Source organism: Zobellia russellii (assembly GCF_018728565.1).
GTDB lineage: Bacteria > Bacteroidota > Bacteroidia > Flavobacteriales > Flavobacteriaceae > Zobellia > Zobellia russellii.
Genome location: NZ_JACSOI010000009.1, coordinates 36,451 through 60,428 on the forward strand (window position 1 = coordinate 36,451; position 23,978 = coordinate 60,428).

The window sequence follows — 23,978 nt, forward strand, 5'->3', positions numbered from 1 at the left end:
AGTTCAAAAATTTTTGATTTTAATTCTTATCTATGAAATCCAACAAAAGTGCTTTTACGTCTTTTACAGTTCCCAACTCCAGTCCTCCGTTCGTTGCTCCTGTTATCCAGTACAAAATCATACCTGCATCCGAACAATCCCATTTTCCCTTTTGAAACTTAACAACATCATCAACTTCGGCAATTTTCCCCTGAAGCCAGATTTGTTGCAGTCTAGAATCCGGATGGTTTTTGGCCCAATCCCATTCTTGCAATGCTACTTTTAAATGGGTGTTTTGATCCGGAATACGAACTTCTTCCACTCCAAAATCCAATATTTGCTGCCATGTGTAAAAGTCTCCCGCATTATCATTAGCTGGATGATGCGTTACTACTTTTACATATTTATGTTTTGATTTTTCCGATGCATCTAGGGCCATTCCAATAATATCGGGCTCCCCTGCCTCGATAATCCAAAGCGGATCCTTTTCGGATGAAGCGTTAATTGCAGTTTTTAAATCGTTCACCGTTTTTTCTTTTTGCCAACTAGCATCTAAAAAAGTTAAGCCCGAAAAACCACCCCACCTTCTTGCCGTAACATCGCACGAACTCTGCATTAATGCATGTCTTTCATTTTCCGCTCGTTCAGAAATTCGGTCACCCCTAACCAAATCACAACTATGGGAATAATGCACAAGTCTATTATCTAGATTTGCAGCTCTTAATAGTGCCAAAGAAACAGCAGTACCCCCTAAATCATCAGGATCAGGGGAATTCCCATCTGCAACAATAGCAATGCGCCCCGCTGGTGGTTGAATCTCCGGAAACGTTTTTGTCTCCTTTATATTAGTTTGCCCCATTAAGGTTCCACACAAAACCATGCAAAAAAGGAACAGGTAAACAGCAATGCATTTTTTCATTTCCATTCTAGTTCAATAGATATCTCTCAAAATTAACTTTCAAATAAAATGATAGCATCCTGTACTGTCCCGATGTAGCCATTTCTAAAACAGAATTAGCACTTCACCAAAAAAATAATTTTGGTAATTCCTTCTTTTCATTAATTTTGAAAACCGACATTGCTCCATTGTTAAAATTGCCCACTCCGTTTTTTGCATCATTTTAGGTTCAAAGGGTTTCCATAAAACCATATGGTTATCAACAAAGATTAAATCATTTTTTTATAATACTTGCTTCATATCAAAACTGTGTCAAGAAACTAAAAATCACGAATGTCAACACTGAATCGTAACCGGTTTATGATTTTTTTTCTCCTCCTAGGAGAATGCCTTCTTGCGCAAGAAAATGATTTCCATTTTCGCCATTTATCAGTAGAGAATGGGCTTTCAAACAATTCGGTAATTGCTATTGAACAAGACCGTTTGGGGCAAATGTGGTTTGGCACCCGAAATGGCTTAAACAGATATAATGGCACCAACATTGACATTTTTAAATATGTTCCTGGAGATTCGACCAGTTTAAGCAATAGCGACATTCTATCTATAAATGAAGATAGTGATGGATACATTTGGGTAGGAACCTATAATGGGCTTAACCGGTACGATCCCGTTAAAAATACTTTTAAGAGCTTTTATAAAAGAAACGGTCCTGATGGTTTATGCAACGCTGTAGTTATTTGCAGTAAAGAAATAGGGAATGGAGAAATTTGGTTCGGTACGGCAAATGGAATATCAATCTTTAACAAATCTAAAAACAACTTTACCCATATACTGTACAAAGAAGGTGATGCCAATGGCCTGCCAGGCGAGAACATACAACGTATTTTTATTGATGAAAACAAACGGATCTGGATAGCGACTACCAAGGGCTTGGCCAGATTGGAGAGTAAAAACAATGATAGATTTACCTTTAAACAGTTTAAATACAATGACGGGACTGAAAACCTTTTCATTCAAGATATAAACCAAATAGATTCTACCACCTTAGGTATAGCAACCAAATACAACGGCTATATGCTGTTCAACACTGAGAATGAAAAATTTCTTTTACACAACGAACAGATTATTCCCCTCTCTGCAGATGTGCGCGTTGTTCAATCTTCCAATGATGGATCCGTTTGGCTAGGAACTTCACATGGGGTACGGGTCATAGGGCCCGAAAAAAAGATATGGGATTTAAAAAGTAACAATAGGGCAAAAAACTCATTAAGTCAAAATTTTATTAAATCTGCTTTTAAGGATAAAAATGGAACCATCTGGTTGGGCACATATAGTGGTGGTGTTAATATATGGACAGAGTCTAATGAAAACTTCGTGAATTTTGTCAATCATGATATTGATAATAATATAGTTAACTCAATTGTTTCAGATGATTCCTCTAATATATACTTTGGCACGGAAGGAGGAGATATTACCATCCTGAATCCAAAAAACAAAAAACTTGAGACCCTTAATTTATCGGATGCTGAAGAACTTAGGCCTAACAACATTCAAACCTTATACCTTTCTAAGAAAAACGTACTGTGGGCGGGGGTTTTAAATTATGGTATTCTGGTGTATGATGTCCATTCAAAAAAAATGTTGGAAGATGTTATATCCAATGAGCTTAAAGACTACCTCAAGAATACGGGTGTATACGTAATAAAAGAAGCAAAAGACCAAGTATACTGGATAGGTACGTTTGGCAAAGGACTGGTCAGGTATGATTTAAAAACCAAGACTTTTAGAATCTATGGAAAAAAGTCGAAAACAGGCCCGGTACTCTCGTCAAACGTTATAAAAACCTTATGTATAGATAGTATGGGTAGGATTTGGGCTGGCGGTTTGGGAGGCTTAAACCTAATAACATTTAAAGATGAGGAAGAAAACCAATATGAAGTATCTCAATTCTTTAGAAGTACACTTTACGGTAATGATATTAAGACGGTGATTGAAGACAGTAAGCAACAAATTTATGTTGGCACAAAAACCGAAGGTTTATTTAAGTTTAACGGTTTAGATTTTGAACAAATACCATTAAATAAAGAAAACTCCGTTTCTTCAGTATTCACTATTATTGAAAATGCCAAAGATGAATTTTGGCTGAGTACCGATAAAGGAATAGTTAAATACAATGCTAGCTCCAAAGAGTCTGTGGTTTACGACCAACGCTATTCATTAAATAGTAATGAGTTTAGCCCAAACGCAGGTTTGCGATTAAATGATGAAAAAATCTATTTTGGAGGTAACGAAGGGGTCACATTTTTTAATCCTAAAAAACTAATTACCAATACCTATGCTCCAAAAATTATCCTCTCGGATTTGCAAATAAAGAACAAATCCATACCCATAAATGATGAACGGAAAATATTAACGAGCACCATAACCTATTCCGATGAAATTACCCTGAATCATCAGAACTCTCATTTTTCCATTAATTATTCCATGCCAAGTTATATAAGCCCCAATAACAATAGTTATGCCTACAGGCTGGTTGGTTTAGATGACACATGGACATTCACAAAAAATACTGAAGCTTTTTATACACTTCAAAAACCAGGAGATTACCTATTTGAGGTAAAAGGTGCAAATAATGATGGTATTTGGAATGAAAGCGCAACACAGCTAAAAATCACCATTAAACCTGCCCAATGGAAAAGCAATTGGGCTTTTGCCCTATATGGTCTATTAATTGCTACTGGCTCTTTCTGTTTATACCTCATTGTAAAATCTCGGGCGCGGTTAAAACAGGATTTACGATGGGAGCAGTTGGAGAATAAGAGACAGGAAGAAAATCATTTAGCCAAACTGCAGTTTTTCACCAATATATCACATGACTTTAGAACGCCCCTAACCCTAATTTTAGGTCCCTTACAACAAATACTTGCAGATTATAAAGGTAGCAGCCTAATGTATAAAAAATTGTTGGTCATAGAAAGTAGTGCCAATCACCTACTTCAATTAATCAATAGATTAATGGATTTTAGAAAATTAGAAGACCACCAATCCAAACTGCAAGCCGCCGAAGGAAATATTATAAAATTTCTACGGGAAATATATTTATCCTTTACAGAATATGCCAAGGATAACGAATATACCTATACTTTTGAGAGTTCCCACGAAGAAATCTTAGTTTTCTACGATAGATCTAAACTAGAGCAAGTTTTTTACAACCTGATCTCCAATGCATTTAAGTATACGCCTAACGGTGGCAAAATTGGCATCTATGTTTACAATAACCATGAAAACATTTTTATAGATGTAAAAGATACAGGAATTGGTATCCCCCCCCCCTATCTTCAGCAGGTTTTTGATAGGTTTTTTGAAGTGCCCGAAGAAAAAAATATAGGCCCCAATTATACAAAAGGAACAGGTATAGGACTTGCCATCGCCAAGAACACCGTTGAGTTGCACCATGGATCTATAGAGGCTCTCAATAACGAAGGAAAGGGAGCGATTTTTAAAGTAAGTTTACCGCTAGGAAAAGAACATCTTTCAGAAGAGGAAATCATTCCTGACTTTAAGTTTAGTGATGATATTGCACAATACACCTCTCAATTAACACATGGGGATAAAGAGTTAATTTTTGATGACCCAATTGAAAACCTTCGCCCAAACAACGAATTGCCGTTAATTTTAATCGTTGAGGACAATGACCAATTACGTTCATTTTTTAAAAATTTCCTAGGCAAAGAATATGCAATTAAAGAGGCTAAAAATGGAAAAGAAGGCTTGAAAAAAGCACTTAAATTTAATCCTGATTTGGTTATAAGCGATGTAATGATGCCTAAAATGTTCGGAACAGAATTATGTGTGCACCTTAAGCAAAATATTAAAACAAGCCATATACCCGTAATTTTACTTACAGCTCGTACCTCCTTAATATACAAATTTGAAGGTCTGGAAAGTGGTGCAGATGACTACATTAGCAAGCCCTTTAATATTAAAGAATTTAAATTAAGAATACGAAACCTGTTGGAATCTTCAAGACGTTTGAGAGAAAAATTCTCAAGCGAAACCCATCTCTTGGCCAGTGAGCTAACCGTAACTTCCTTAGATGAAAAATTACTGGAAAAAGCCATGACAATTGTAGAAACCAACATTTCCAACGCCGAGTTTAATGTTGCGACATTTTGTAAAGAGTTAGGAGTAAGCCGTACAATGTTATTCTCTAAAATAAAAGCATGGACAAATTTTACTCCAAAAGAATTTATTAGTGAAATAAGGTTAAAACGGGCGGCTCTTTACTTTGAACAAAGTAAAATGAATATTTCCGAAGTAAGTTATGAAGTAGGCTTTCGAAACCCTAAGTATTTTAGCAAATGTTTTCGTAAAAAATATAGAAAAACCCCTTCTGAATATATTAAGAAGTTTTCTTGACATAAAAATAATGTGACCTCGTATTATTATATATGCTAAAAACTTGCCTTCTTGATTATTCGTTAATTCGTAGAATCAAAACAGAAAGAAACTGTAATTTTTATTATATATCCTAGTTACGCAATAACACATTATATTTCCTGTAACAAAAAATACTCTTTGTACCAGTACAAGATAGAATTACAATGTTCATTCTCTCTACTTCTTGCCCCAAGGATCTTTATATTCTGGTTCTTCATTACTCATCAGCGATTTATGAATATGCCTAGTTATAGGCATCCAGATTGGCCCTTCGTCCCAAAGAGGTTTCATTAATTCTGTTTCCCATTTTATATATTCCTGCTCAATTTGGCTTTTTTCGGTTGGTAAAACTCTTGTTAAATCAAAGGTTTCCCCTAAATCATTCTTTAAGTCATACATAACATTACCAAAACCTTTTAAAGCTATCAACTTTTTATTTCCCATTCTAACAGCACTCTCATCGAGCTTTCTCCAAAATAATTTCTCATGAGGAGATCCAGACTTAGCTTTTTTCAAATAAGGTAAAAGATTCACTCCATCCAAAATAAGCTCATCATCAACCTCTATATTAGCAGCCTTGACTGCTGTACTAAATATATCCAAAGAAGATGTTAAGCCGTCTAAAGAATTACCTGAAGGTAATTGACCCGGCCAACTTACTACAAACGGCACACGATGACCTCCTTCAAACTTATTTCCCTTCCAACCTTTTAAAGGACCGGTACTGCTTTGATTGTTATGCGCACCAATAAAATAAACTTTAAGTTAATTTTCATAGATATCCGTTGACTTAAAATTTTATTATTTTACCGACGTTTTAGTTTCTTTTATATCTTACTCCTATAAATTTCAATAGGCCGTTACTTATTTACTTGTTAAATTGACCGATTCTATATTTCACTAATTGATAAAGTGAGTCTTTAATTATCGAATTTTAATTAAAACACTGTTTATTCTATTGTGAAGACTTACCCGTTTTGTAGGTTACACCAAAGTTAAAGTCACCCTTAACCTATATGGTTTTTCGTTAACTTGTCCAACAGGCACAATGTCCATAATTAATGTAGGGTTTAGGTTTTACTCCAAGGTCTGTGTATAATTATAAGGTCGCAAGATCTTTAAGATTTTGCTTTAAATAATAAAAAATTAAACAAAAAGATTTGGCTACTAGTTATGGCGGAATGGTAACCATAAACACTAAATTAGTTTCTAACCTTGTAGATTCTTGTTTGTTTCTTAGTAAGCTAATCCTCTGTAATTAATTGAGCATAAAGTAAAGTAAATCGTTGGCATAAATAGTGCGAAAAAATTTGGAGTTGGTTCGTTTTTGGTGTAAATTAGCATCAAAATACATTTATTATGGCAAGACAGAGCATATCGTTTACACCTCCGAATGATGAATGGTTAAAGGCACAAGTTGATAACCAGGAGTACTCCAGTAAAAGCGAACTTGTTAATGACTTAATACGTCAGGCAAGAAACCAACAAATCGAAATTGACTGGATTAGAGCTAAACTAGATAAGTCTGAAAAGAGTGGGTTTACCACTGGTAGTAAAGAACAAATTTTAGCGCAATCCAAGTCTAAGCTTAATGGCTAAATATAGATTAAGCAACGAAGCCAAGAATGACCTAATACGAATTCATCGTTACGGAGTTGAAAAATTCGGAATGGAACAAGCGGACAAATATTTTGAAACCTTTTTCGAATATTTTGATATTATTGCTAAAAGTCCGTATTCATTTGAGTCTGTCGAACACATAAGAACAGGGTATCGAAGATGCGTATACGGTTCGGACAGTATTTACTACAAGATAAATAATGATATTGTTGATATTATGGCGATTGTTGGAAAACAGGATTTGAAAAATATTTTATAAATGGCATGTGAATAGTACTATTGCCAATTGAGTGGCTGGCTCTGCCACCAAATGACGGAAAGCCCCCTCACACCAACGCACATGCAGAATGCGTATACGGCGGTTGGCAATCTCTTTCTTCAATCGATATTTACACCAATCGAAACTACTGTGAACTTTTACAAAAAAATACAGATTTTCTTGGAAATCGATTATCCAAAGAGCGAAAATCTAAGCCTCAATCATAAATTCCGGAGGGAGTGCGTTTGGTCCTACCCTACATGTAAGACCTACTCAATTTCTGCATCACGTGTTCATCTCCTCCAGATAGTCGGGGCAATCCAAAAATAAAGAAAATGTAGCCTTCCCTAAAAATATAGCCTTACTCGTTTTAGGACATCGCTAAATTCATAAAACATAAAGTCTATAATTTAATAGGAGCTGCCTTAGGGGTAGCCCCTATTTTTTTAAGTATTGGGTACTATCTCTCTATAGCTCTTTTGATATTATACGAATTAGTGTAAGAGATACTCCATCTAATCGTTTGAGAACCGCCAACGGAAATGCCACGGCTTCATCAGTAGTTATAGATTTAATATAGAGTACTCTTTCATCATTCGTTAGAAATGATTTAACCGTTTCAATTTCTTTTAATCTACTGCCTCCCAACAATATTTCAGAAACAATTTCTATAGATTCATTTTCACTTCAGCGTTTTCAATATTCTTCAACCGTGTATATTCCAAAGGTTGGTTTTCTTAACTTTTCAGCGAGCCATAATTCCACCGTCGGAGCTAACTCCAACCATTGCTCAATATCTATTGCATTTATATATTTAACATCTTTCAAAAATCCCTCGTTTTTCTTTTCTTCTCCCATTTACTTTTATCCCGATACTTTTTAGCATTAATATTTATATAGGTGGTGTCAGCAGGATTTTTCCCCAAAGTGTCCTGTTTCCGTTTTTGGTAGTCATCATCCGCCTTTCCCTTTTTATTGTTTGTTGTACCAAACTCCCATACACTTTCTCCTAATGGCACAAACATATTTCCAGATTCCGTGGTAAGTTCTCCGTCAAAACCGCCAGTTTGAACGTCTTCTCCATAGGAAAATGAATATTTTGAATGCTGACATTATCAATAGAAGTTAATATCAATTTTCTGATTAAAATGGGGAAGATTGTATCTACAATCAATGGTATTTGCCCAATTATCAATGTCAATCGTACTATTGAATCTCAAAACAACATATATTTAAAAGATTAATCGAGCCTCATCGTGTTCTTTAAAAGCGTTACTTCTTTCCAGTTGGTTCTCCATAACATCTATAGAATTCGCTGATAGGGTACTACAAAAGAGCTGTGCTTTTTGCAGCATCCTAATATACGCTTCTGGGTCTGATTGTCTGGTCAATCGCCTCAAAGCCCCTAAGTAATCATCCCTGTAAACGGTGGGAATCATAATTCTGGTCTGTCCTGCCTTTGCAAGTTCGGCATTCATCATCACCCTTGCGATCCTACCATTGCCATCCAAAAACGGATGGATTTCACTGACCATAAACATAATATAGGCTGCTTTTGCAAAAGGATCATTTAAAACATTGTAATATTCAAACCCCTTTAATAAAGTCCCCCTAACCATTGTATAATCTACGAAATGTGTATTTCCTGCTCTATTATTCTTGTCCTTGAACTTTCCTGGTTTTTTGTCCAATCTAGCTCCTAAAAGGACTTGATGCCGGTATTCCAAAATCTTTAAAAGCTCTTCCGCTGATGTAGGGACGGTTTTCATTTCCTTCATATTGCTTACCAATTTATAGGTGCCCAATATATCGTGGGAATCCTCGTTTCTATTGGGTAATGGCTTTTCTGTACTTATAATACCTTTTGCCTCTTCAAGTTCAAATACCGTCCCTTCGATGTAATTAGAAAAATAGGCCTCAAAAAAAGCAAAGTTTTTAAATGCAGATGGTTCTAGGTTTGCATCGGGATAGCTTTTAAACTCACTTTTATGCAATGCTAAAAATAAGGTTTCGAACAACTTGATTCTTGCTGGATCAAATGGAGTTCCGAATGCTCTGGCGATTGCTACGGGAGAGGTCAATATTTTTGAAGTATGGGTGGTCAATAAAGCACTTATCAACCTATCCAGTTTTTCAAATTCCTTTTGCATCATCAATTTTTCGGCTATGACCTTAGCTTTATCCCTGACCGCATTTAAAGCATCTTCCCCGTTTACCCTAACAATCTGTTCCAGTTTTTCTTCTATTTCAGGTAGCGTCAGTGTTTTGGATTCTGGCCCTGGTCTTCTGGAAACTTGCAAATTTTCAAGAAAAACTCTTTCTCTTTGGGAAACATATAATTCCCCCGAAAAAATGGTATCTCCTTCAATGGGGCCTTCTCCTTGAAGAAATCGTATCGTTATTCCAGGTAAACTTACTTTTTTAGTATAGGTGTAGGTTATGAATATATGTCCTTTTGAAGTAGGTTTGAATTCAATAGCAGATCTATGGCTTAATAATGATCCGGGGTATAATTTCCCGAGAATGGTAAAAAGATTCCTTTTAACAATAGCTTCACTAGTATCCGTAAAGTTTGAAGTATATACGCGGGATGCAATTTTCCTGATTTTTCCTTCCTTTTCCAATGAGGAAATTTGCCTGCTTATATTAGAATCGCTCGAAGAGAAAATAATTTCTTGAAGGTGTATGGGTAAACTATTTTCCATTATAATTAAATTAAGGAGGTTAAAATACAAATATTTTCCATTATAACATAGAGTTTAACAAAATATTTCCAATATAAAACAAAATAGAGAATAAAATATTTTCCATTAAGAGGCTGCTTTATATTATTACAAGCAAATATTTTCCATTATCTACACAATAGAACTCAATATTTTCCAATATAAAGTATAATGAGCCCAAAAGGTGGTATTCATTTATGGAGTTCACTCAGCACATTCCCCTTCATTCCGCAAAAAGCTACACTCCAGGCAAAGAGCCTCCCTGAAAAAAGTCTTGGACACCATCCCCAATTTTAGCTTTTCTTTCCGCTTACCCTTCCCGCTACGTTTGCAAGGAACACTCTATTTCTGAGCCAAAATTGTGAATCAAGTCCGCTTGAAACAGGAAAGTCAAAACTTCGCTTTTCTTTACCGGATTCCCGGCAAGTTCTTCTTGAGCCCTTACTCGGTAATCCTCGAAAACCGAATTTTCACCTTGAACATTTTAAGGGGGTTATAATGGAGGGAGCCTTTGTTGTTTTTCGGGACGGCGAAAAACAGGCACGCCATAACCCATTCTAATAAGGCCCCATCCGCTCACTTCGCTTAACTATCGGTACGCTCAAGTCGCAAATGGCCCCAAAAGAATGGCTAATGCCCTTGTGGAACTTGTCAAGACTGTACAAGTTTCAAGCAAAAATAGGGTTTCTACTTCCTTGAAAACCGAACGGTTTTACTATGTCGCAGACACTCCCGATTTCTTCCCTGAAAGTCTGGACAAAACCCACTCCCTCCATTGTGCGGTGCACAGAAGAAAGCAAACAAGCACCCCTTAAAATTGAATTCAGTTCAAATGGAAAGGGAAATATGAACCATTTAAATCTTGTATTATGAGTACTATTAGAAATTACGTACAGTAGATCGGAAACGTTGGGCAGGAACCAACTATTACCAACCTTGAAAGCGGTAAAAAAGTGGCCCGCTTCTCCCTGGCCACCAATGTCCATTACAAAAACTCCAAGGGAGAAAAACAAACGGATACCGACTGGCACACCATCGTCGCTTGGGGCAAGACCGCCGAAATCATCGAGAAATATCTCGAGAAAGGCAAGGAAGTCGGTGTTGCGGGCAAACTAAAGACCCGTACCTACACTATGGACGACGGCAACCAACGCTATGTAACCGAAGTAGTGGCCGATGAAATCCTATTGCTAGGAAACAAATAAAGTAAGGATAGAGGGAGCCCCTTAATGGCATTCCCTCTTTCTTCCACCCTAAAACACTTTATAAATGAAAACACAGGTTAACGAAATACAGGTCAGCTATCATGAAAACACAGCTGTTTTTCAGGCATTGCCGATGAAAAGCTCGCAAGATGTAGCAAAATTGATCTATTCCAATTGGGATAGGGACACCATAGGACTCAGGGAGACATTTAAAGTGCTCCTGATGAACCATTCCAATAAGGTCAAAGGAATCTATCCGCTATCGGTCGGTGGTATTACGGGCACCATGGTCGATTTACGGATATTGTTCGCTTTGGTACTTAAAACTCTGAGTACGGCCATCATATTGACCCATAACCACCCCTCTGGAAAATTAAGACCTAGCGAGGCGGACAGTGCGGTGACCCAAAAAATCAAAAAAGCCGGGCTGCTTTTCGATATTACGGTTTTGGACCATTTGATTATTGCACCCAATGGAGCGTATTACAGTTTTAAGGACAACGGACTACTATAATTGAGTTGTCATACTCCAAATGCCAAAATTGCAAATGACTCCAAACAAGCCCTTCTATTATGAAGGGCTTTTTCTATGTTCAGTTACCTATTTTGCTTATCTTTAAAACTTTAGAAAACACCTAGTATACCAACGGTCATCACTTTAATTTGATTTGACTTTCCACGATGCCCCGGTCCATATATAATTAAAATAGAAGGCAACTGACATTTATCAGCTTGTTCGCTAATTCGGGTTCCTGCGGAACAAAAAGGAGAAGCAAGAGGGTAACACGCTACGCGTTGTTACGATTTACAAGTACTTGATAATCATTATTTTATTTTTAAAGAACTATTGTAAATGGGATGGTATTACAGTAAAAAGGGGCGTGACCCCCACAAACAGGCAGTGCTTTACAGTAAAAATGGAGAATTCTCACCAAAAATATCACTTTTCGGCCATTAGCATCAAAAAGAAAGTTGCTCGGCGATTTCGAGCCTTTTCCAAATTGGTGTCGGACTCCCATACCCACACCCTGGAAGCCGTAATGAACTTTTTTGAATGGAACGATCTTTCGCCCAACGATGACCTAGGTATAAAGAACAACAGGACCAACAAGCGCATCAATGCGCTTATAGCAATCCTCAAAAATATTGAGAAACACCAGACCTTGCCTACCAAAGCGAAGCTCGATACCCTCTTCCAAGAAATCGCTAAGCAGGAAGGCCGGGAAGAAAAGGAAGAAGAATTTGATTTTCCAACACCTGAACCGTTTTCCCGGGACACCGAACTGCAACATTACCGGAATCGGTATGAGGACATGCAACAACGTATGGGCAGCTATAAAAACCGCATACAGGATTTGCTGGAACAAATGACCTACATAAAGGGAACCTTCGCCAGAGGATATTATAAACTGGATATGGACAAAAATGAGTTTGAACAATTCAAAAAAGAACTGTAATGTACATCACCATCACCGCCCAGAAAATTAACGGGAATTATGCCCAAAGCGTAGCCGCCTTCGTAAATTATCTTGAAAAGGAGAACGAAGGGAAAAACACAGATGACCTAGAACATTTCTTTAACCAATTCGGCGAGGAAATAGCAGCGGAAGAGGTGATAAGCGCTATAGATGGGAACACCGCCAAGCTTAAAAAGAAAGAGCCCAAATTCTATTCCATTACCCTAAACCCAAGCGTGAGGGAACTCAAAAAAATACAAAATTCACAGCAAGCCCTAAAGCAATACACTAGAGAAGTAATGAAAGCCTATGCCGCAGCATTCCACAGGGAAATTAGCGGCAGGCCAGTGACCATCGATGATATTAAATATTTCGCTAAGCTTGAACACCAACGTACATTCAAGGGCAATGATAAAGAAATTATTGAAAACCAACCTTATGCTACCCAAATCCTTCAATTAAAACAAGAAGCAAGACGTATCGGGCTTGGGGCAGAGCTGGGGAACATCACCAATCTAAAAAGACAGATCCAATATTTGGAAAGGGAAGCACCACACCAAATTAACGGCGAGCGCATTGTGCGGGGAACACCCAAACCGGGCCCACAAAGCCACATCCACATCATCGTCAGCCGGAAGGATGCCTCTAATCGATATAGCCTTTCTCCAGGAAGCAAATACAAGGCTTCGGATGTTGTAATGAACGGTAAGAATGTAAAACGAGGTTTTGATAGGGATGCTTTCTATAAAAGTGCGGAAAAGACCTTCGATAAAATGTTCGGTTACAAACGAAACTATGTAGAAACCTACCAGGCAAGAAAAACCTTTCTGAAAAATCCAAAGCTGTATTTTTCAATGCTTACGAAACTTCCCACCAATGAGAGGGCCTTGGCGTTTCAACTGTTGCAAAAATCCGGGGTCAATACGGCCTTGTTAAGCATTCCGACGAGCAAGCTACAGCTTACCATTAAAGCGATAAACCTATTGAAAAAAGGGTTTGGCAAGGCCATTGAATCTGCCTCCATTGGCATATGAACTGGCAATGGGTACATATCATCATTTATATCGTTATACCTATACTCTTTGTGACTACGGTACTTTATGGTATATTCAGTAGGGAAACGAAGGGACGGACAGATAAAAAATATAGGGTACGTTTTACCTTAAGGTATGGCAGTTTCAAGGCGGCCAATATCCGAAGGGGAGCTTCCATCATCGGTTCCGCTGGAAGTGGAAAAACGGAAAGCGTCGTCTATAATTTTCTACAGCATTTCAGTACCTACGGGTTTTGTGGGGTTATCCATGACTACAAGAACTTTGATCTCTCTGAAATTGCCTACCCCCTGTTCAAAGACAAAAGCATTTCATTTTATACTATTTCCTTTGGCGATATCCATTATAGGGTTAATCCAATCGCCCCTGAATATTTACCCAATGAAGAAAGCGTCAACGAAGTGTCCAGAGTGCTGATGGAAAATCTATTGGAACAGGACCTATCACAGAACAAGGGGAGCAATAAATTTTTCTCGGATGCGGTAGAAGGACTTTTAAGCGGGATGATATGGAAAATGAAAACAACTTATCCAGAGAATTGCACACTCCCCCATATCATCGCATTTTTCCAATCGGCGTCGACTAAAAAATTGGTAGCTTTCCTTAAATCCGACCTGACTTCCCGAAGTATGGCCAGTGCCTTTCTCAACGGTATAGAATCGGAAAAGCAAACCGCCGGAGTAAAAAGCACGTTGGCCAACGCCTTTAAAAAAATCAGTTCCCAAAAAATGTTCTTTGTCCTTTCCAAGGATGAAGTGCCGTTGGATATCAATAACCCTGACCACCCCGCAGTAGTGTCGCTCGTCAATGACCCAAAGTATGATTCGGCCTACTCCCCCGTTATTGCCATGGTAATGCATACCATTATAAAGCAGATGAGTATCCGTGGCAGGAGACATTCCTTTCTCTTAATGGAAGAGGCACCTACCCTTAAACTCCCCAACATGCACCGAATCCCGGCTACATTAAGGAGTTATGATATCTGTACAATTTATGTCATGCAGGACAAGGTGCAGAACGATCTGTTATACGGGGACAAGACCAGCAAAGCGATCCTGAGCAACCTTTCCTATCAATTCTTCGGAAAGGTCAACGACCCGGATACCGCCAAATACTATGAACGTTTTTTCGAAATCATCAAAAAGCCGACCCACAGCGTCAGCAAGAGCAGTGGATTGAGTTTTGAAAGCAGGATTACCAAAGGTGAAAAAGAGGTGTCCAAACGTAGGGCGGATATGTTCTTTCGATTGAAGCAAGGCGAGTTCGTGGCCTTTGCGGATGGGAAAGATCGACAGTTGCGGTTCAAACTGCAGAAAATGCAAAAAGCAATTCCTCAAAAAATTACATCATATTCGAAGGAAGATTTCCAGTTGAATTATAAAGGTATCTATAGGGATGTTGAAATAATTTTCAGAAAATAAATCAAATAGTCCTTCTGTATGTCTTGTAGTAATTTACAAGTTTCAATGTCAATGACATTCTTGGCAGGTTCCAGTCAAAACGCAATTTACATTTTCAACGAAATATTTTTCTGGAATTGTAAAATTAACTTCAACTGGTAAACACTCTATCGTTTCGCATTTCATACATCTGAAATGAAAATGGTATAATGGTTTTTCATTTTCGTCACATTTTAAACATAATGCAAAATACTGCTTGCCATCCTCAGCGACGACCCTATGTAATACCCCATCCTCACAAAAGCGATTTAAAACACGATAAATAGTAGCCCTGTTTATATCAATGCCAATCTCCTGCTCTATCGCTTTTGCTTCGTCCAATAATGGCAACTTTACGGGAGTATTCGACTTTTGGCGCCTGACCATAATCCATTCTTCTTCATCAATACCGTGTACAATATCCTTCTTGTTCAGATTTTTCACCTCGATGTAGCAAAGCCCAGTATAGCAAGAAAAGACGAATACGTCTCTAACCAGGCACATACTTTTGTTGGGCAAATGGATTGTTGCCAATGCGACAAGCTCGAACTGCTCTAGATATGGACAGTCGAACTCTTCGAATTTAAGTTCGTACAGCGCAAATGGGTGCGCCTTGACCCAACCATGTTTAAAGGCCACGGTCATAAATTTTTGTAACCGTTCCATATGCTTCATTATACCATTGTTGTTCAAGGGCCGGGACTTTCGCAAAGGAGGGCAAGTGCGGAGATAGTGTTCAAATTGGACAATAAAGGAATAATCGATTTGGGCCAGATACACATCATGTGATCTAAATTGCTTTTTGATAAATTGGCAGATATACTTTTCAGTAGCGCTATAGTTTTTTATAGTGCCTGGAGCCAATTTTTTAAATTCGTTTTCTTTATGGTATCGTATAAGGTCCATGCATGTTAAAACCGCCTTATCCTTTCCTAGGTAACGTTGTTTTATCGCAAATGCTGTAATCATCACCCCTTCTTCCTTAAGCTCAATATAAGACCTTTTGATTCCGGTATTTAAATTATCCAGAATACCGTTGATGTACTTTGCATTGTGTGTCCGAATCTTGGCTCGACAAGCCTTGTCGCACCAATGCTTTTCTACAATAGATTCTTTCGTACTTAGGTCAATAGCTTTACTGTTTATCCAAATACGGGCATATATGGGAATGGTCCCATCCTTTTTGGGGAGGTCTTTTTCAACCAAAAATGTACATTCAATGTGTGTGAAGTTGTCATTACTTTCGTTTTAATTAATAAAATCAGTTAAACGAAAGCCAAATCGCCTCGAAAGTCAAATACGGGCTACGAGCATAAATTTAGGAAAATATTTCCTCAAAAAATAGGACACTAAATAGGACACTAATGAATATGCTACCAAACGGGCACAAAAAAAACCAGCAAAAATGTATTTTACTGGTTTTCATTTGTTTACGTATTAAAAAATTAATTTTAATACCCTATTTGTCGGGATGACAGGATTTGAACCTGCGACCACACGCCCCCCAGGCGTGTACGCTACCGGACTGCGCTACATCCCGAAATTGGATTGCAAAAATATAAAAGTTAAGCAGATATTCTCCTATCTTTTAAAAAAAATGCAATAACTACTCTAGATGCTCCATCCAACCGAACAAAAGCTCTGGCCAAGTTCTTAAATGCACATCTGCCAACCCCAAGGCAAAACCATGTCCGCCGCTAGGAAATATATGTAAAGCGACCGGCACATTATAATCAACTAATGCCTTGTAAAACGCTAGGCTGTTCTCTACCGGAACAGCTTTATCATCCGTGGCATGTAGTAGAAAGGTAGGTGGAGTATTGGAGGTTACATGTTTTTCATTACTAAAACGATCAACCGTTTCCGGTTTTGGATTATTACCCAACAAATTATTCTGAGAGCCTTTATGTGTAGATGATTGATTAAAAGTAATAACCGGATAGCACAAGGTTAAAAAATCCGGTCTCGCACTTAATTTATCGGCTTCATCAATTGCAGTGTATACTTTTTCATCAAAATGAGTTCCTAGAGTAGAAGCTAGATGTCCGCCGGCCGAAAATCCCATAGCACCAATTTTATTTGGATCTATATTGAACTCCTCTGCTTTGCTCCGCACCAGTCGTATTGCTCGCTGGGCATCTATCAAAGGAACATTTTCTTTATGGGTCTGCGATACAGATGATGGTAAACGATATTTGACAACGATACCTGCAATTCCTTTACTGTTCAAAAATTTTGCAATATCTATTCCCTCCCAGTCATATGCTAAAATACGATATCCTCCTCCTGGAAATATAACCACAGCCTGACCATTGGCATTTTTTTTTGAAGGCAGATACACTTCAATCGTAGGGTCTTGCACCTTGCTTATACGCAAAATATCCTCCCTAACATGCTCCTCTTTTTCATCCGAAGCTATATAATTGGGTATCTTATCTTTAGGCCACAACGGTATTATAGTGTCTTGGGAAAAGGCGTTTGTACTCATTATTAAAACGGTAAAGAATATTAGTCTTTTCATTTTGATTTTTATCATTAATTACAATCCCATTTAAAATTTGCAATAGGATATTTATGCGCCCCTTCTAAATTATAATGCCACCATTCCGTTCTAGTGGACCAAAACCCATGCTTCTCCATAGTTTCTTTTAGCAGTTTTCGGTTATCCAGTATCTCTTTTGGTAGATTAAAATTATCATGATATGCTCGCTTTCCAAAGAAATCAAAGTCGGTTCCCATATCCAGTTCTTCACCTTCCAAGGTTTCCAAGGTAATATCTACGGCTCCACCTTTGTTATGTATGGAGCCTTTTTTTGGATTGGCTACATATTGGGGATTGGGAACTATTTTCCACATTTTATATTGTACTGAATTTGGCCTGTAACAATCAAAGAACTTGATGCGAACCCCATTCTTTTTGAAATCTTCATTTGCCTTCAATAGCGCCTTAACCGTTATTACCCGGGTATAGCACTCTGCGCAATCATAGACCTTTTCCTTAAGAAAATTATTCTTGGTTGCATAACGTAAGTCATAGGCAAACCCATCACTAAAATCGGCTAAGCGAACAAAGGTGGTATCCGTCAAATCCTTAAATGTCCTGAAAACCTTTTGCGGAGCTGGTTTTTCCTTGACCACCGTATCAATCTGGTCTATACTTACTTCTGTATTTTGCTCTATGTTCTTTTTAGTTTTTGGGTTTTCCCCACATGAAATAAAAAAAAGTATTAGGGTAAGTACAGTATAAAAATTCCTCATAAAAATAAATTATCGGCCTAAACTATATTACATAGGTCTTAGTATAGATTGATGTAAACCGAGTTTCAGATTATATATGCAAGATATTACTTTCTAGCAATTACAATTACCCAATCTTTTTCTTTTTGTCCATTGTAGGCGGATAATTCTACACTGTTGGGTTTAGTAATTTTCCAACCTTCGTTCTGTTTATCATAAAGCATACCTCCTGCTTTTGGGTCATAAAAAGCAATGGTAAAGGCCCCATCACCAATGGCAAGGTCCGTAGTTTCATTTTTTGGAAGGTACACTAGATAAATCTCATCCTTTTTAGCAAAGCAGTACGCCTTGTTATTACTTACCAACTCATCATGATTTTGCATGGTATGGAACGGCAAGTGGTCTTCAAAGAACTTTTTGGCATTATTGGTAATATCCCACCAAGCATCACGGGCCCTAAAATCCTCGGCCGAAATATCATTATTGGGTGTATCCTTTCCCCCAAAGTACCAAGAAGTTCCTGCCGCCCCGGACATTAAACTTCCCCACAGACTACTGTGCATAACCATATCATGGTTATTATTTGCTGCAGTGTCCGTTGTTACACCAATATCCCAATGGCCAATTTCATCAAGATATACTACCCAAGGTTTCTTTTTCTTGGCTGATAAATCTAACCACTTCTTAATTTCTTTATGCACTTCTGTAGTGTCATACATCTGTAAAGAAGGGATTTCAAAATTGCGATGCCCCAACATAGGGGTAAACGTTTCCTTAATAGGATCCAAAGGCCTACCCTCTCTACGCTCTCCAGTAACCCGAACGTGATTATGAACAGCTATAGGGTGATTATAAGGGTCTATTTCACGAATATAATCCGCATAACTTTTTAGTTGTTCCGGACTCCGGTTGGTCTCTTCTCCCAAATTCCAAACAACGCCCAAATGATGACCAAAACGGGCTACGAGTTCTTTATAGAAGAGTTTTCGCTCTAACCCCAGCTCCCCTTTGTTCAATATGGTATCGTTCTCCGTTTCTTGGGTAAAAACGTTCATGGCCATTCCTAGCTGGTCCATGTGGGTAAAAACAACTTCCCACTGATCCAGCTTACTAACATCATAGCGTGTTTGTTCCTTGGGTGCAATCCAAGGCCAGACATCATTTCCATCTCCATTTTCATTCATCATCAAAAAATAAAGACTGTTCATTCCTTTTTCCGATAAATAATTAAGAGCCCCAATTATTCCTTTACCATTGTAGAAACCCCATACCGGATCAGAAGTCTTCCAATCATCAATATGTGCTGAATATTCATGAAGGCCATCATTTAATGTTGGTGTGGCAGGACCGCCATTGTCAAATGTTCCATCAAATTCCGAATAGGCCAAGAAGTTTTCCGGGCTACCTACTCCATTTTTCAAAAAAGGTTTTTGGTCTTCACTGCGTTTAAGAAAGTGTGTACCATCGTAAGTCAACTTTCCTGTACTATAAAATCCTTTTGCTGTAGAATCTACGGGCTGTATCTCAAAACTTCCCTTTACATCCCAAATACTTTTATTTTTCTTTGGTAAGGAGAACTGCTTTACGGCAATGTTTTCACCCTCCATCAAATACGCCTGAAACTTCCAATTTCCAACGGTATTGGGAGAAAACTTAACTCGCCATTTATTTCCGGAATCCGCACTTGTATCCGCCGCTTCACCATCTCCTGCAAAGTAACCATGTACCATATACGTGGTATCCTTATTTGAAAATTTTGCAAGTAGCGAGTAATCTAAAAAGGGATTTATAGAGTCTGTTTCCGATACTTCAGGGCCATTAAAAGTCAGTGTCACAGGTTGCCATTTACGCAAAGAACCCTCCAAAACATAATTTTTGGAAGATTCCATATCCGAACAGGAACAGAACAGGAACATAAGGGCGTAGAACCCTAGGGGAAAATGCTTTAAAAAGTGGGAACACATAAGTAGTACGTTGAATTTAAATCATCATAATATAAGTATTTTTTTTTCATGGAAAAATCTATTTCATCTTCAAATTTCTATTTGGTTTTATCACTATATTCATATGCTGTTAGGTTTTCTTGTATCGAAAAAAATAAGCTCCTAACCATATTCTTCTTTTAAACTATACGCATGGTACTACCCCAATTACTTAAAACATCCGTCTTGTGCATACTAAGTTTATCGTTTGTAACGTGTAAGGGCGATTTGAACAAAACTGAAAAAAACACCAAAACTGACCGTTCTACCAAACCTCCCAATATTATTTTGATTGTAGCGGATGACCAAGGTTGGGGCGATTTAAGTAGTAGTGGAAATACCAATCTAGAAACCCCGAATATAGATGCCATTGGCACATATGGAGCTTCTTTTGAGAATTTCTATGTACAACCGGTTTGCTCCCCTACCCGTGCAGAAATACTTACCGGAAGGTATTTTCCTAGAACGGGTGTCTACTCAACTTCATCGGGAGGTGAGCGGATGGATTTTGAAGAAACTACGTTGGCGGAAATCTTGAAAAAATCAGGTTATAAAACTGCTGCTTATGGCAAATGGCATAACGGCATGCAGCCGCCTTACCACCCCAACTCACAAGGTTTTGATGATTTCTACGGATTTGCCTCCGGTCATTGGGGAAATTATTTTAGCCCTATGCTGGAGCATAATGGTGAAATTGTAAAAGGAACAGGTTTTCTTGTAGATGACCTCACTGACCATGGCCTTAATTTTATTGAAACGAACAAGCAAGACCCTTTCTTTCTATATCTACCGTACAACACGCCCCACAGCCCAATGCAAGTACCGGATGAGTACTGGAATCGTTTTACCAAGAAAGAACTCAGTTTATATTCCGATGATAAAACCAATGAAGACATAGATTTTACAAAGGCGGCATTGGCCATGGTGGAAAATATAGATTACAACGTGGGCCGGATTACTGCAAAATTGCGCAAATTATATCTTGATGACGACACTATTGTAATCTACCTTACGGACAACGGCCCAAATAGTTTTAGGTGGAACGATGGCATGAGGGGTAAAAAAGGCTCAACGGACGAAGGTGGGGTACGGAGTCCGTTATATATACAATGGACAGATGCTATCCATCCCGGAAAAAAAGTACCGCAACTTGCCAGTGCCATAGACATCTTACCTACTATAACCAGCATGCTAAATATCTCTACTGATAAGACCAAACCCATTGACGGTAAGGACCTATCTCCTTTATTGTTTAAAGATGCCCCCAGTTGGGAAGACAGACCTATCTTTAACCATTGGAACGGCCATACCAGTGTACGGACTCAAGATTATCGGCTGGACGCCGAAAACCGTCTATATGATATAAGAAAAGACCGAGGACAAACCAATGATATTTCAAAACGATTTCCAAAGCTTGTTGATTCATTAATTAAAGCCAAGGAAAATTGGCTAACAAAAGTAAATCTGTCTACTTCAGAAACTGACGATAGGCCTTTTACTCTTGGCCATCCTGATTTTCAATTTACCCAACTACCCGCACGTGATGCTATTGCCCACGGAAATATTAAACGAAGTAATAAGTACCCTAACGACACATTTCTTACCAATTGGAAAAGCAAAAAAGACTCGATTACTTGGAACATTGAAGTTCTTGCCGATGGACAGTTTGAAGTTCAATTATTCTACACCTCTCCAGAAAAACATATTGGCTCCATTATAGAACTTGGTATGGGCAACAGTAAAATTGCCAATAAAATATCCGTAGCTCACGACCCTCCCTTAAGCGGCGCAGAAAACGACCGGATACCAAGAATGGAATCTTATACAAAAGATTTCAAGCCTATGAAATTAGGCACTATCATTCTAAAAAAGGGAAGAGGAACGTTAACTTTAAAAGCTCTAGAAGTTACCGGAGACGAAGTTGCCGATGTCAGGCTTTTATTGTTTAAGCGAACAAATTGATTGCATTTAACTCTTTCCGAATCTATAAAAGGGTACTGTTCCAAGAAATAAAAAACCCTGCTTAAAAGGCAGGGTTTTTAGTTTATAGCATACTCTTGGCCTTGTTTACTTATCCAAGCTTTTTAAATATTCCAAACTTTGAGGTACCTGTTCAACTACACTAGACGATTCATCCTCAATGAACATATATTCAATACCCAATTCTTTGGCTTCAGCAACGATTCCCGCAATATCTATTTGGCCTTGACCTAAAACCACATTAGTTTCATGGTCTTCCTGTCCCGTATTATTACCCTTTACACCTTTTTCCATATCCTTAAGGTGAAGAAGTGTAAACTTGGATTTATATTTTTTCATCAATGCTAAAGGGTCTGCACCACCGTGTTGCGCCCAAAACACATCCAGTTCAAAAGTATAATCCGTAGCGTTTTGAATCATATAGTCAAACAACGTTCCATCTTTATAAGGTCTAAATTCATACCCATGTGGGTGATAGGCCAAAGTAATACCGTTCTCTTTTAGTATTTTACCCGCTTTATTGAACACCTCCGAAGCATGTTGGGTCTCTTCTAAATCCCATTTATTGTCATCATGTGGAACCCAGGCACACATTACATACTTAGCTCCATATGCTTTAGCGTTCTCAACTACTTGTTCTACATTCTTTTCCAAATCTCCAAATTTGGCTCCTACGCTTACTACATCAAGACTATTCGTTTTCAACAACTTCTTGAATTCATCTAAAGACAGATCATACGTTTCACCACCTTCAATTTTGGTAATGCCCCACCCTTGGATGGTTTCCAAAGTACCGGGCACATCTGTTTTAAACTGATTACGTAAACTGTACAACTGCAGCCCCACTTCTTGCGCCGATAGCGATACCGTAAAAAGAGCAGTTGCAATAAAAACATTTAGTTTTTTCATTTTCTACATATTAGTTGAAAGCTGAAACTTTCTAAAGTTTCAGCTTTCCGTTAAAATTCTATTCTACCAACCCCTAGCTAGGTCAATAAATTTCCTTGTTCGTCCCATTCCGCAATATCGTTCCTTTTGCTTTGGTCCACGCATTTTGCAATCCATTCCGGGTCATATTCCACTCCGTGTTTTTTAAGCACCTCATCCGGCACGCCGTCCCATACATTGGGGGAGTTACCTTTATAACCCAAGTCGGCAATACCTACTTTTGAAGTATAATATCCGGTAACCACCAAGTTTCTCATTAACGCAAAAAACTGGATTTCTAACGGTTGGTCGTCCAGCGGCACCTCCAAATCGTGGTTACAAATGGTATCCAAAATTTGCTTTTGTTGCTCCAAACTTGCGCTTTTAAACTCTACGCCGTTATCCGTATTGGATTTATGATCCAACCACATTAACCCGCCCAATAGCGTATTCTGCATTTGAGGTATATCCTTACCAATAAACTCAATAAACTCAGGAACATCGGCTTCAATAGGCCCTCCGTGCGGTTCTTTTGGAGGAAGGATTACCGTACTCAAAACGGCAATGGTTTCCATTTCATGCTCATTGAACAATTGTTCTGCATTCAACTTCTCTACGCGCTCCAGCTCTTTGGGTGTCCTTCCATAATAATTGGTATCCGTAGTAACGGCAGTTTCCGGTATTGCTGGCTCCGCACCTTCGGTCTTACATCCGTGAAAGGCTATTGCAGAAGCCCCTGCACCCAAAATCATGGTCTGTATACTCTTTCTTCTGTCCATC

19 protein-coding genes and 1 tRNA gene are annotated in these 23,978 nt (G+C 38.3%); 9 read left to right on the forward strand and 11 right to left on the reverse strand.

Translation table 11 applies throughout. From position 1 onward, the window contains the following. Positions 1 to 19: 19 nt before the first annotated feature. Positions 20 to 898 carry a hypothetical protein gene (locus H9565_RS17475; RefSeq protein WP_215441608.1) on the reverse strand — a complete coding sequence of 293 codons (879 nt, stop codon included), beginning with the start codon at positions 896 to 898 and terminating at the stop codon, positions 20 to 22. 312 nt (positions 899 to 1,210) lie between these two features. On the opposite strand from H9565_RS17475, the gene H9565_RS17480 reads away from it, so the two are divergent. After that, positions 1,211 to 5,296 (forward strand): hybrid sensor histidine kinase/response regulator transcription factor, encoded by a 4,086-nt coding sequence (locus H9565_RS17480; protein ID WP_246560770.1) that lies wholly within the window; start codon positions 1,211 to 1,213, stop codon positions 5,294 to 5,296. 198 nt (positions 5,297 to 5,494) lie between these two features. Here H9565_RS17480 and H9565_RS17485 read toward each other — a convergent pair whose 3' ends face one another. Then, positions 5,495 to 6,067 carry a sulfatase-like hydrolase/transferase gene (locus tag H9565_RS17485; protein WP_215441751.1) on the reverse strand — a complete coding sequence of 191 codons (573 nt, stop codon included), beginning with the start codon at positions 6,065 to 6,067 and terminating at the stop codon, positions 5,495 to 5,497. A 609-nt stretch (positions 6,068 to 6,676) separates the two neighbouring features. Here H9565_RS17485 and H9565_RS17490 point away from each other — a divergent pair. Continuing rightward, positions 6,677 to 6,916: a ribbon-helix-helix domain-containing protein gene (locus H9565_RS17490; protein WP_215441610.1), complete on the forward strand. Its 240-nt coding sequence runs from the start codon at positions 6,677 to 6,679 to the stop codon at positions 6,914 to 6,916. Then, positions 6,909 to 7,196 carry a type II toxin-antitoxin system RelE/ParE family toxin gene (locus H9565_RS17495; RefSeq protein WP_215441612.1) on the forward strand — a complete coding sequence of 96 codons (288 nt, stop codon included), beginning with the start codon at positions 6,909 to 6,911 and terminating at the stop codon, positions 7,194 to 7,196. The genes H9565_RS17490 and H9565_RS17495 overlap by 8 nt, the downstream gene beginning before the upstream one ends. A gap of 696 nt (positions 7,197 to 7,892) precedes the next feature. On the opposite strand, the gene H9565_RS17500 is transcribed toward H9565_RS17495, so the two are convergent. Together H9565_RS17500 and H9565_RS17505 are read right to left on the reverse strand one after the other, a co-directional pair. Further along, entirely contained in the window at positions 7,893 to 8,054 is a 162-nt protein-coding gene (locus H9565_RS17500) for a hypothetical protein (RefSeq protein WP_215441614.1), read from the reverse strand. 374 nt (positions 8,055 to 8,428) lie between these two features. Further along, positions 8,429 to 9,901 carry a Fic family protein gene (locus tag H9565_RS17505; protein ID WP_215441616.1) on the reverse strand — a complete coding sequence of 491 codons (1,473 nt, stop codon included), beginning with the start codon at positions 9,899 to 9,901 and terminating at the stop codon, positions 8,429 to 8,431. Between the two features lie 917 nt (positions 9,902 to 10,818). On the opposite strand from H9565_RS17505, the gene H9565_RS17510 reads away from it, so the two are divergent. From H9565_RS17510 to H9565_RS17530, 5 genes are all read left to right on the forward strand, one after another. Continuing rightward, positions 10,819 to 11,124: a single-stranded DNA-binding protein gene (locus H9565_RS17510; RefSeq protein ID WP_317195446.1), complete on the forward strand. Its 306-nt coding sequence runs from the start codon at positions 10,819 to 10,821 to the stop codon at positions 11,122 to 11,124. A 64-nt stretch (positions 11,125 to 11,188) separates the two neighbouring features. Continuing rightward, the gene (locus tag H9565_RS17515; RefSeq protein WP_215441618.1) at positions 11,189 to 11,638 is read left to right on the forward strand and encodes a JAB domain-containing protein; all 450 of its coding nucleotides are present in this window, start codon (positions 11,189 to 11,191) and stop codon (positions 11,636 to 11,638) included. A gap of 403 nt (positions 11,639 to 12,041) precedes the next feature. After that, the gene (locus tag H9565_RS17520) at positions 12,042 to 12,581 is read left to right on the forward strand and encodes a BfmA/BtgA family mobilization protein (protein ID WP_246560773.1); all 540 of its coding nucleotides are present in this window, start codon (positions 12,042 to 12,044) and stop codon (positions 12,579 to 12,581) included. Continuing rightward, positions 12,581 to 13,615, forward strand: a complete 1,035-nt coding sequence (gene mobB, locus H9565_RS17525) for a MobB family relaxase (RefSeq protein ID WP_215441620.1) — start codon at positions 12,581 to 12,583, stop codon at positions 13,613 to 13,615. The genes H9565_RS17520 and mobB overlap by 1 nt, the downstream gene beginning before the upstream one ends. Then, a complete protein-coding gene (locus tag H9565_RS17530; RefSeq protein WP_215441622.1) occupies positions 13,612 to 15,054 on the forward strand; it encodes a type IV secretory system conjugative DNA transfer family protein in 1,443 nt (480 codons plus the stop codon). The genes mobB and H9565_RS17530 overlap by 4 nt, the downstream gene beginning before the upstream one ends. Positions 15,055 to 15,102: 48 nt before the next feature. Here the strand turns inward: H9565_RS17530 and H9565_RS17535 are convergent, their stop codons facing one another. From H9565_RS17535 to H9565_RS17555, 5 genes are all read right to left on the reverse strand, one after another. Then, positions 15,103 to 16,278 (reverse strand): phage integrase SAM-like domain-containing protein, encoded by a 1,176-nt coding sequence (locus H9565_RS17535; protein ID WP_215441624.1) that lies wholly within the window; start codon positions 16,276 to 16,278, stop codon positions 15,103 to 15,105. 260 nt (positions 16,279 to 16,538) lie between these two features. Further along, positions 16,539 to 16,612, reverse strand: a tRNA-Pro gene (locus H9565_RS17540). 66 nt (positions 16,613 to 16,678) lie between these two features. Next, positions 16,679 to 17,593, reverse strand: coding sequence for an alpha/beta hydrolase (locus H9565_RS17545; RefSeq protein WP_215441625.1), 915 nt, complete (start codon positions 17,591 to 17,593; stop codon positions 16,679 to 16,681). A 14-nt stretch (positions 17,594 to 17,607) separates the two neighbouring features. After that, complete coding sequence (locus H9565_RS17550) at positions 17,608 to 18,330, reverse strand: M15 family metallopeptidase (RefSeq protein WP_215441627.1); 723 nt, start codon at positions 18,328 to 18,330, stop codon at positions 17,608 to 17,610. Between the two features lie 86 nt (positions 18,331 to 18,416). Beyond that, complete coding sequence (locus H9565_RS17555) at positions 18,417 to 20,273, reverse strand: DUF5060 domain-containing protein (RefSeq protein ID WP_215441629.1); 1,857 nt, start codon at positions 20,271 to 20,273, stop codon at positions 18,417 to 18,419. A 171-nt stretch (positions 20,274 to 20,444) separates the two neighbouring features. On the opposite strand from H9565_RS17555, the gene H9565_RS17560 reads away from it, so the two are divergent. Further along, positions 20,445 to 22,253: an arylsulfatase gene (locus tag H9565_RS17560; protein ID WP_215441631.1), complete on the forward strand. Its 1,809-nt coding sequence runs from the start codon at positions 20,445 to 20,447 to the stop codon at positions 22,251 to 22,253. Positions 22,254 to 22,358: 105 nt separating this feature from the next. On the opposite strand, the gene H9565_RS17565 is transcribed toward H9565_RS17560, so the two are convergent. Both H9565_RS17565 and H9565_RS17570 read right to left on the reverse strand, forming a co-directional pair. Further along, positions 22,359 to 23,180, reverse strand: a complete 822-nt coding sequence (locus tag H9565_RS17565) for a sugar phosphate isomerase/epimerase family protein (protein ID WP_215441633.1) — start codon at positions 23,178 to 23,180, stop codon at positions 22,359 to 22,361. Positions 23,181 to 23,257: 77 nt separating this feature from the next. Then, entirely contained in the window at positions 23,258 to 23,977 is a 720-nt protein-coding gene (locus tag H9565_RS17570; RefSeq protein ID WP_215441752.1) for a gluconate 2-dehydrogenase subunit 3 family protein, read from the reverse strand. Position 23,978 lies beyond the last annotated feature (1 nt).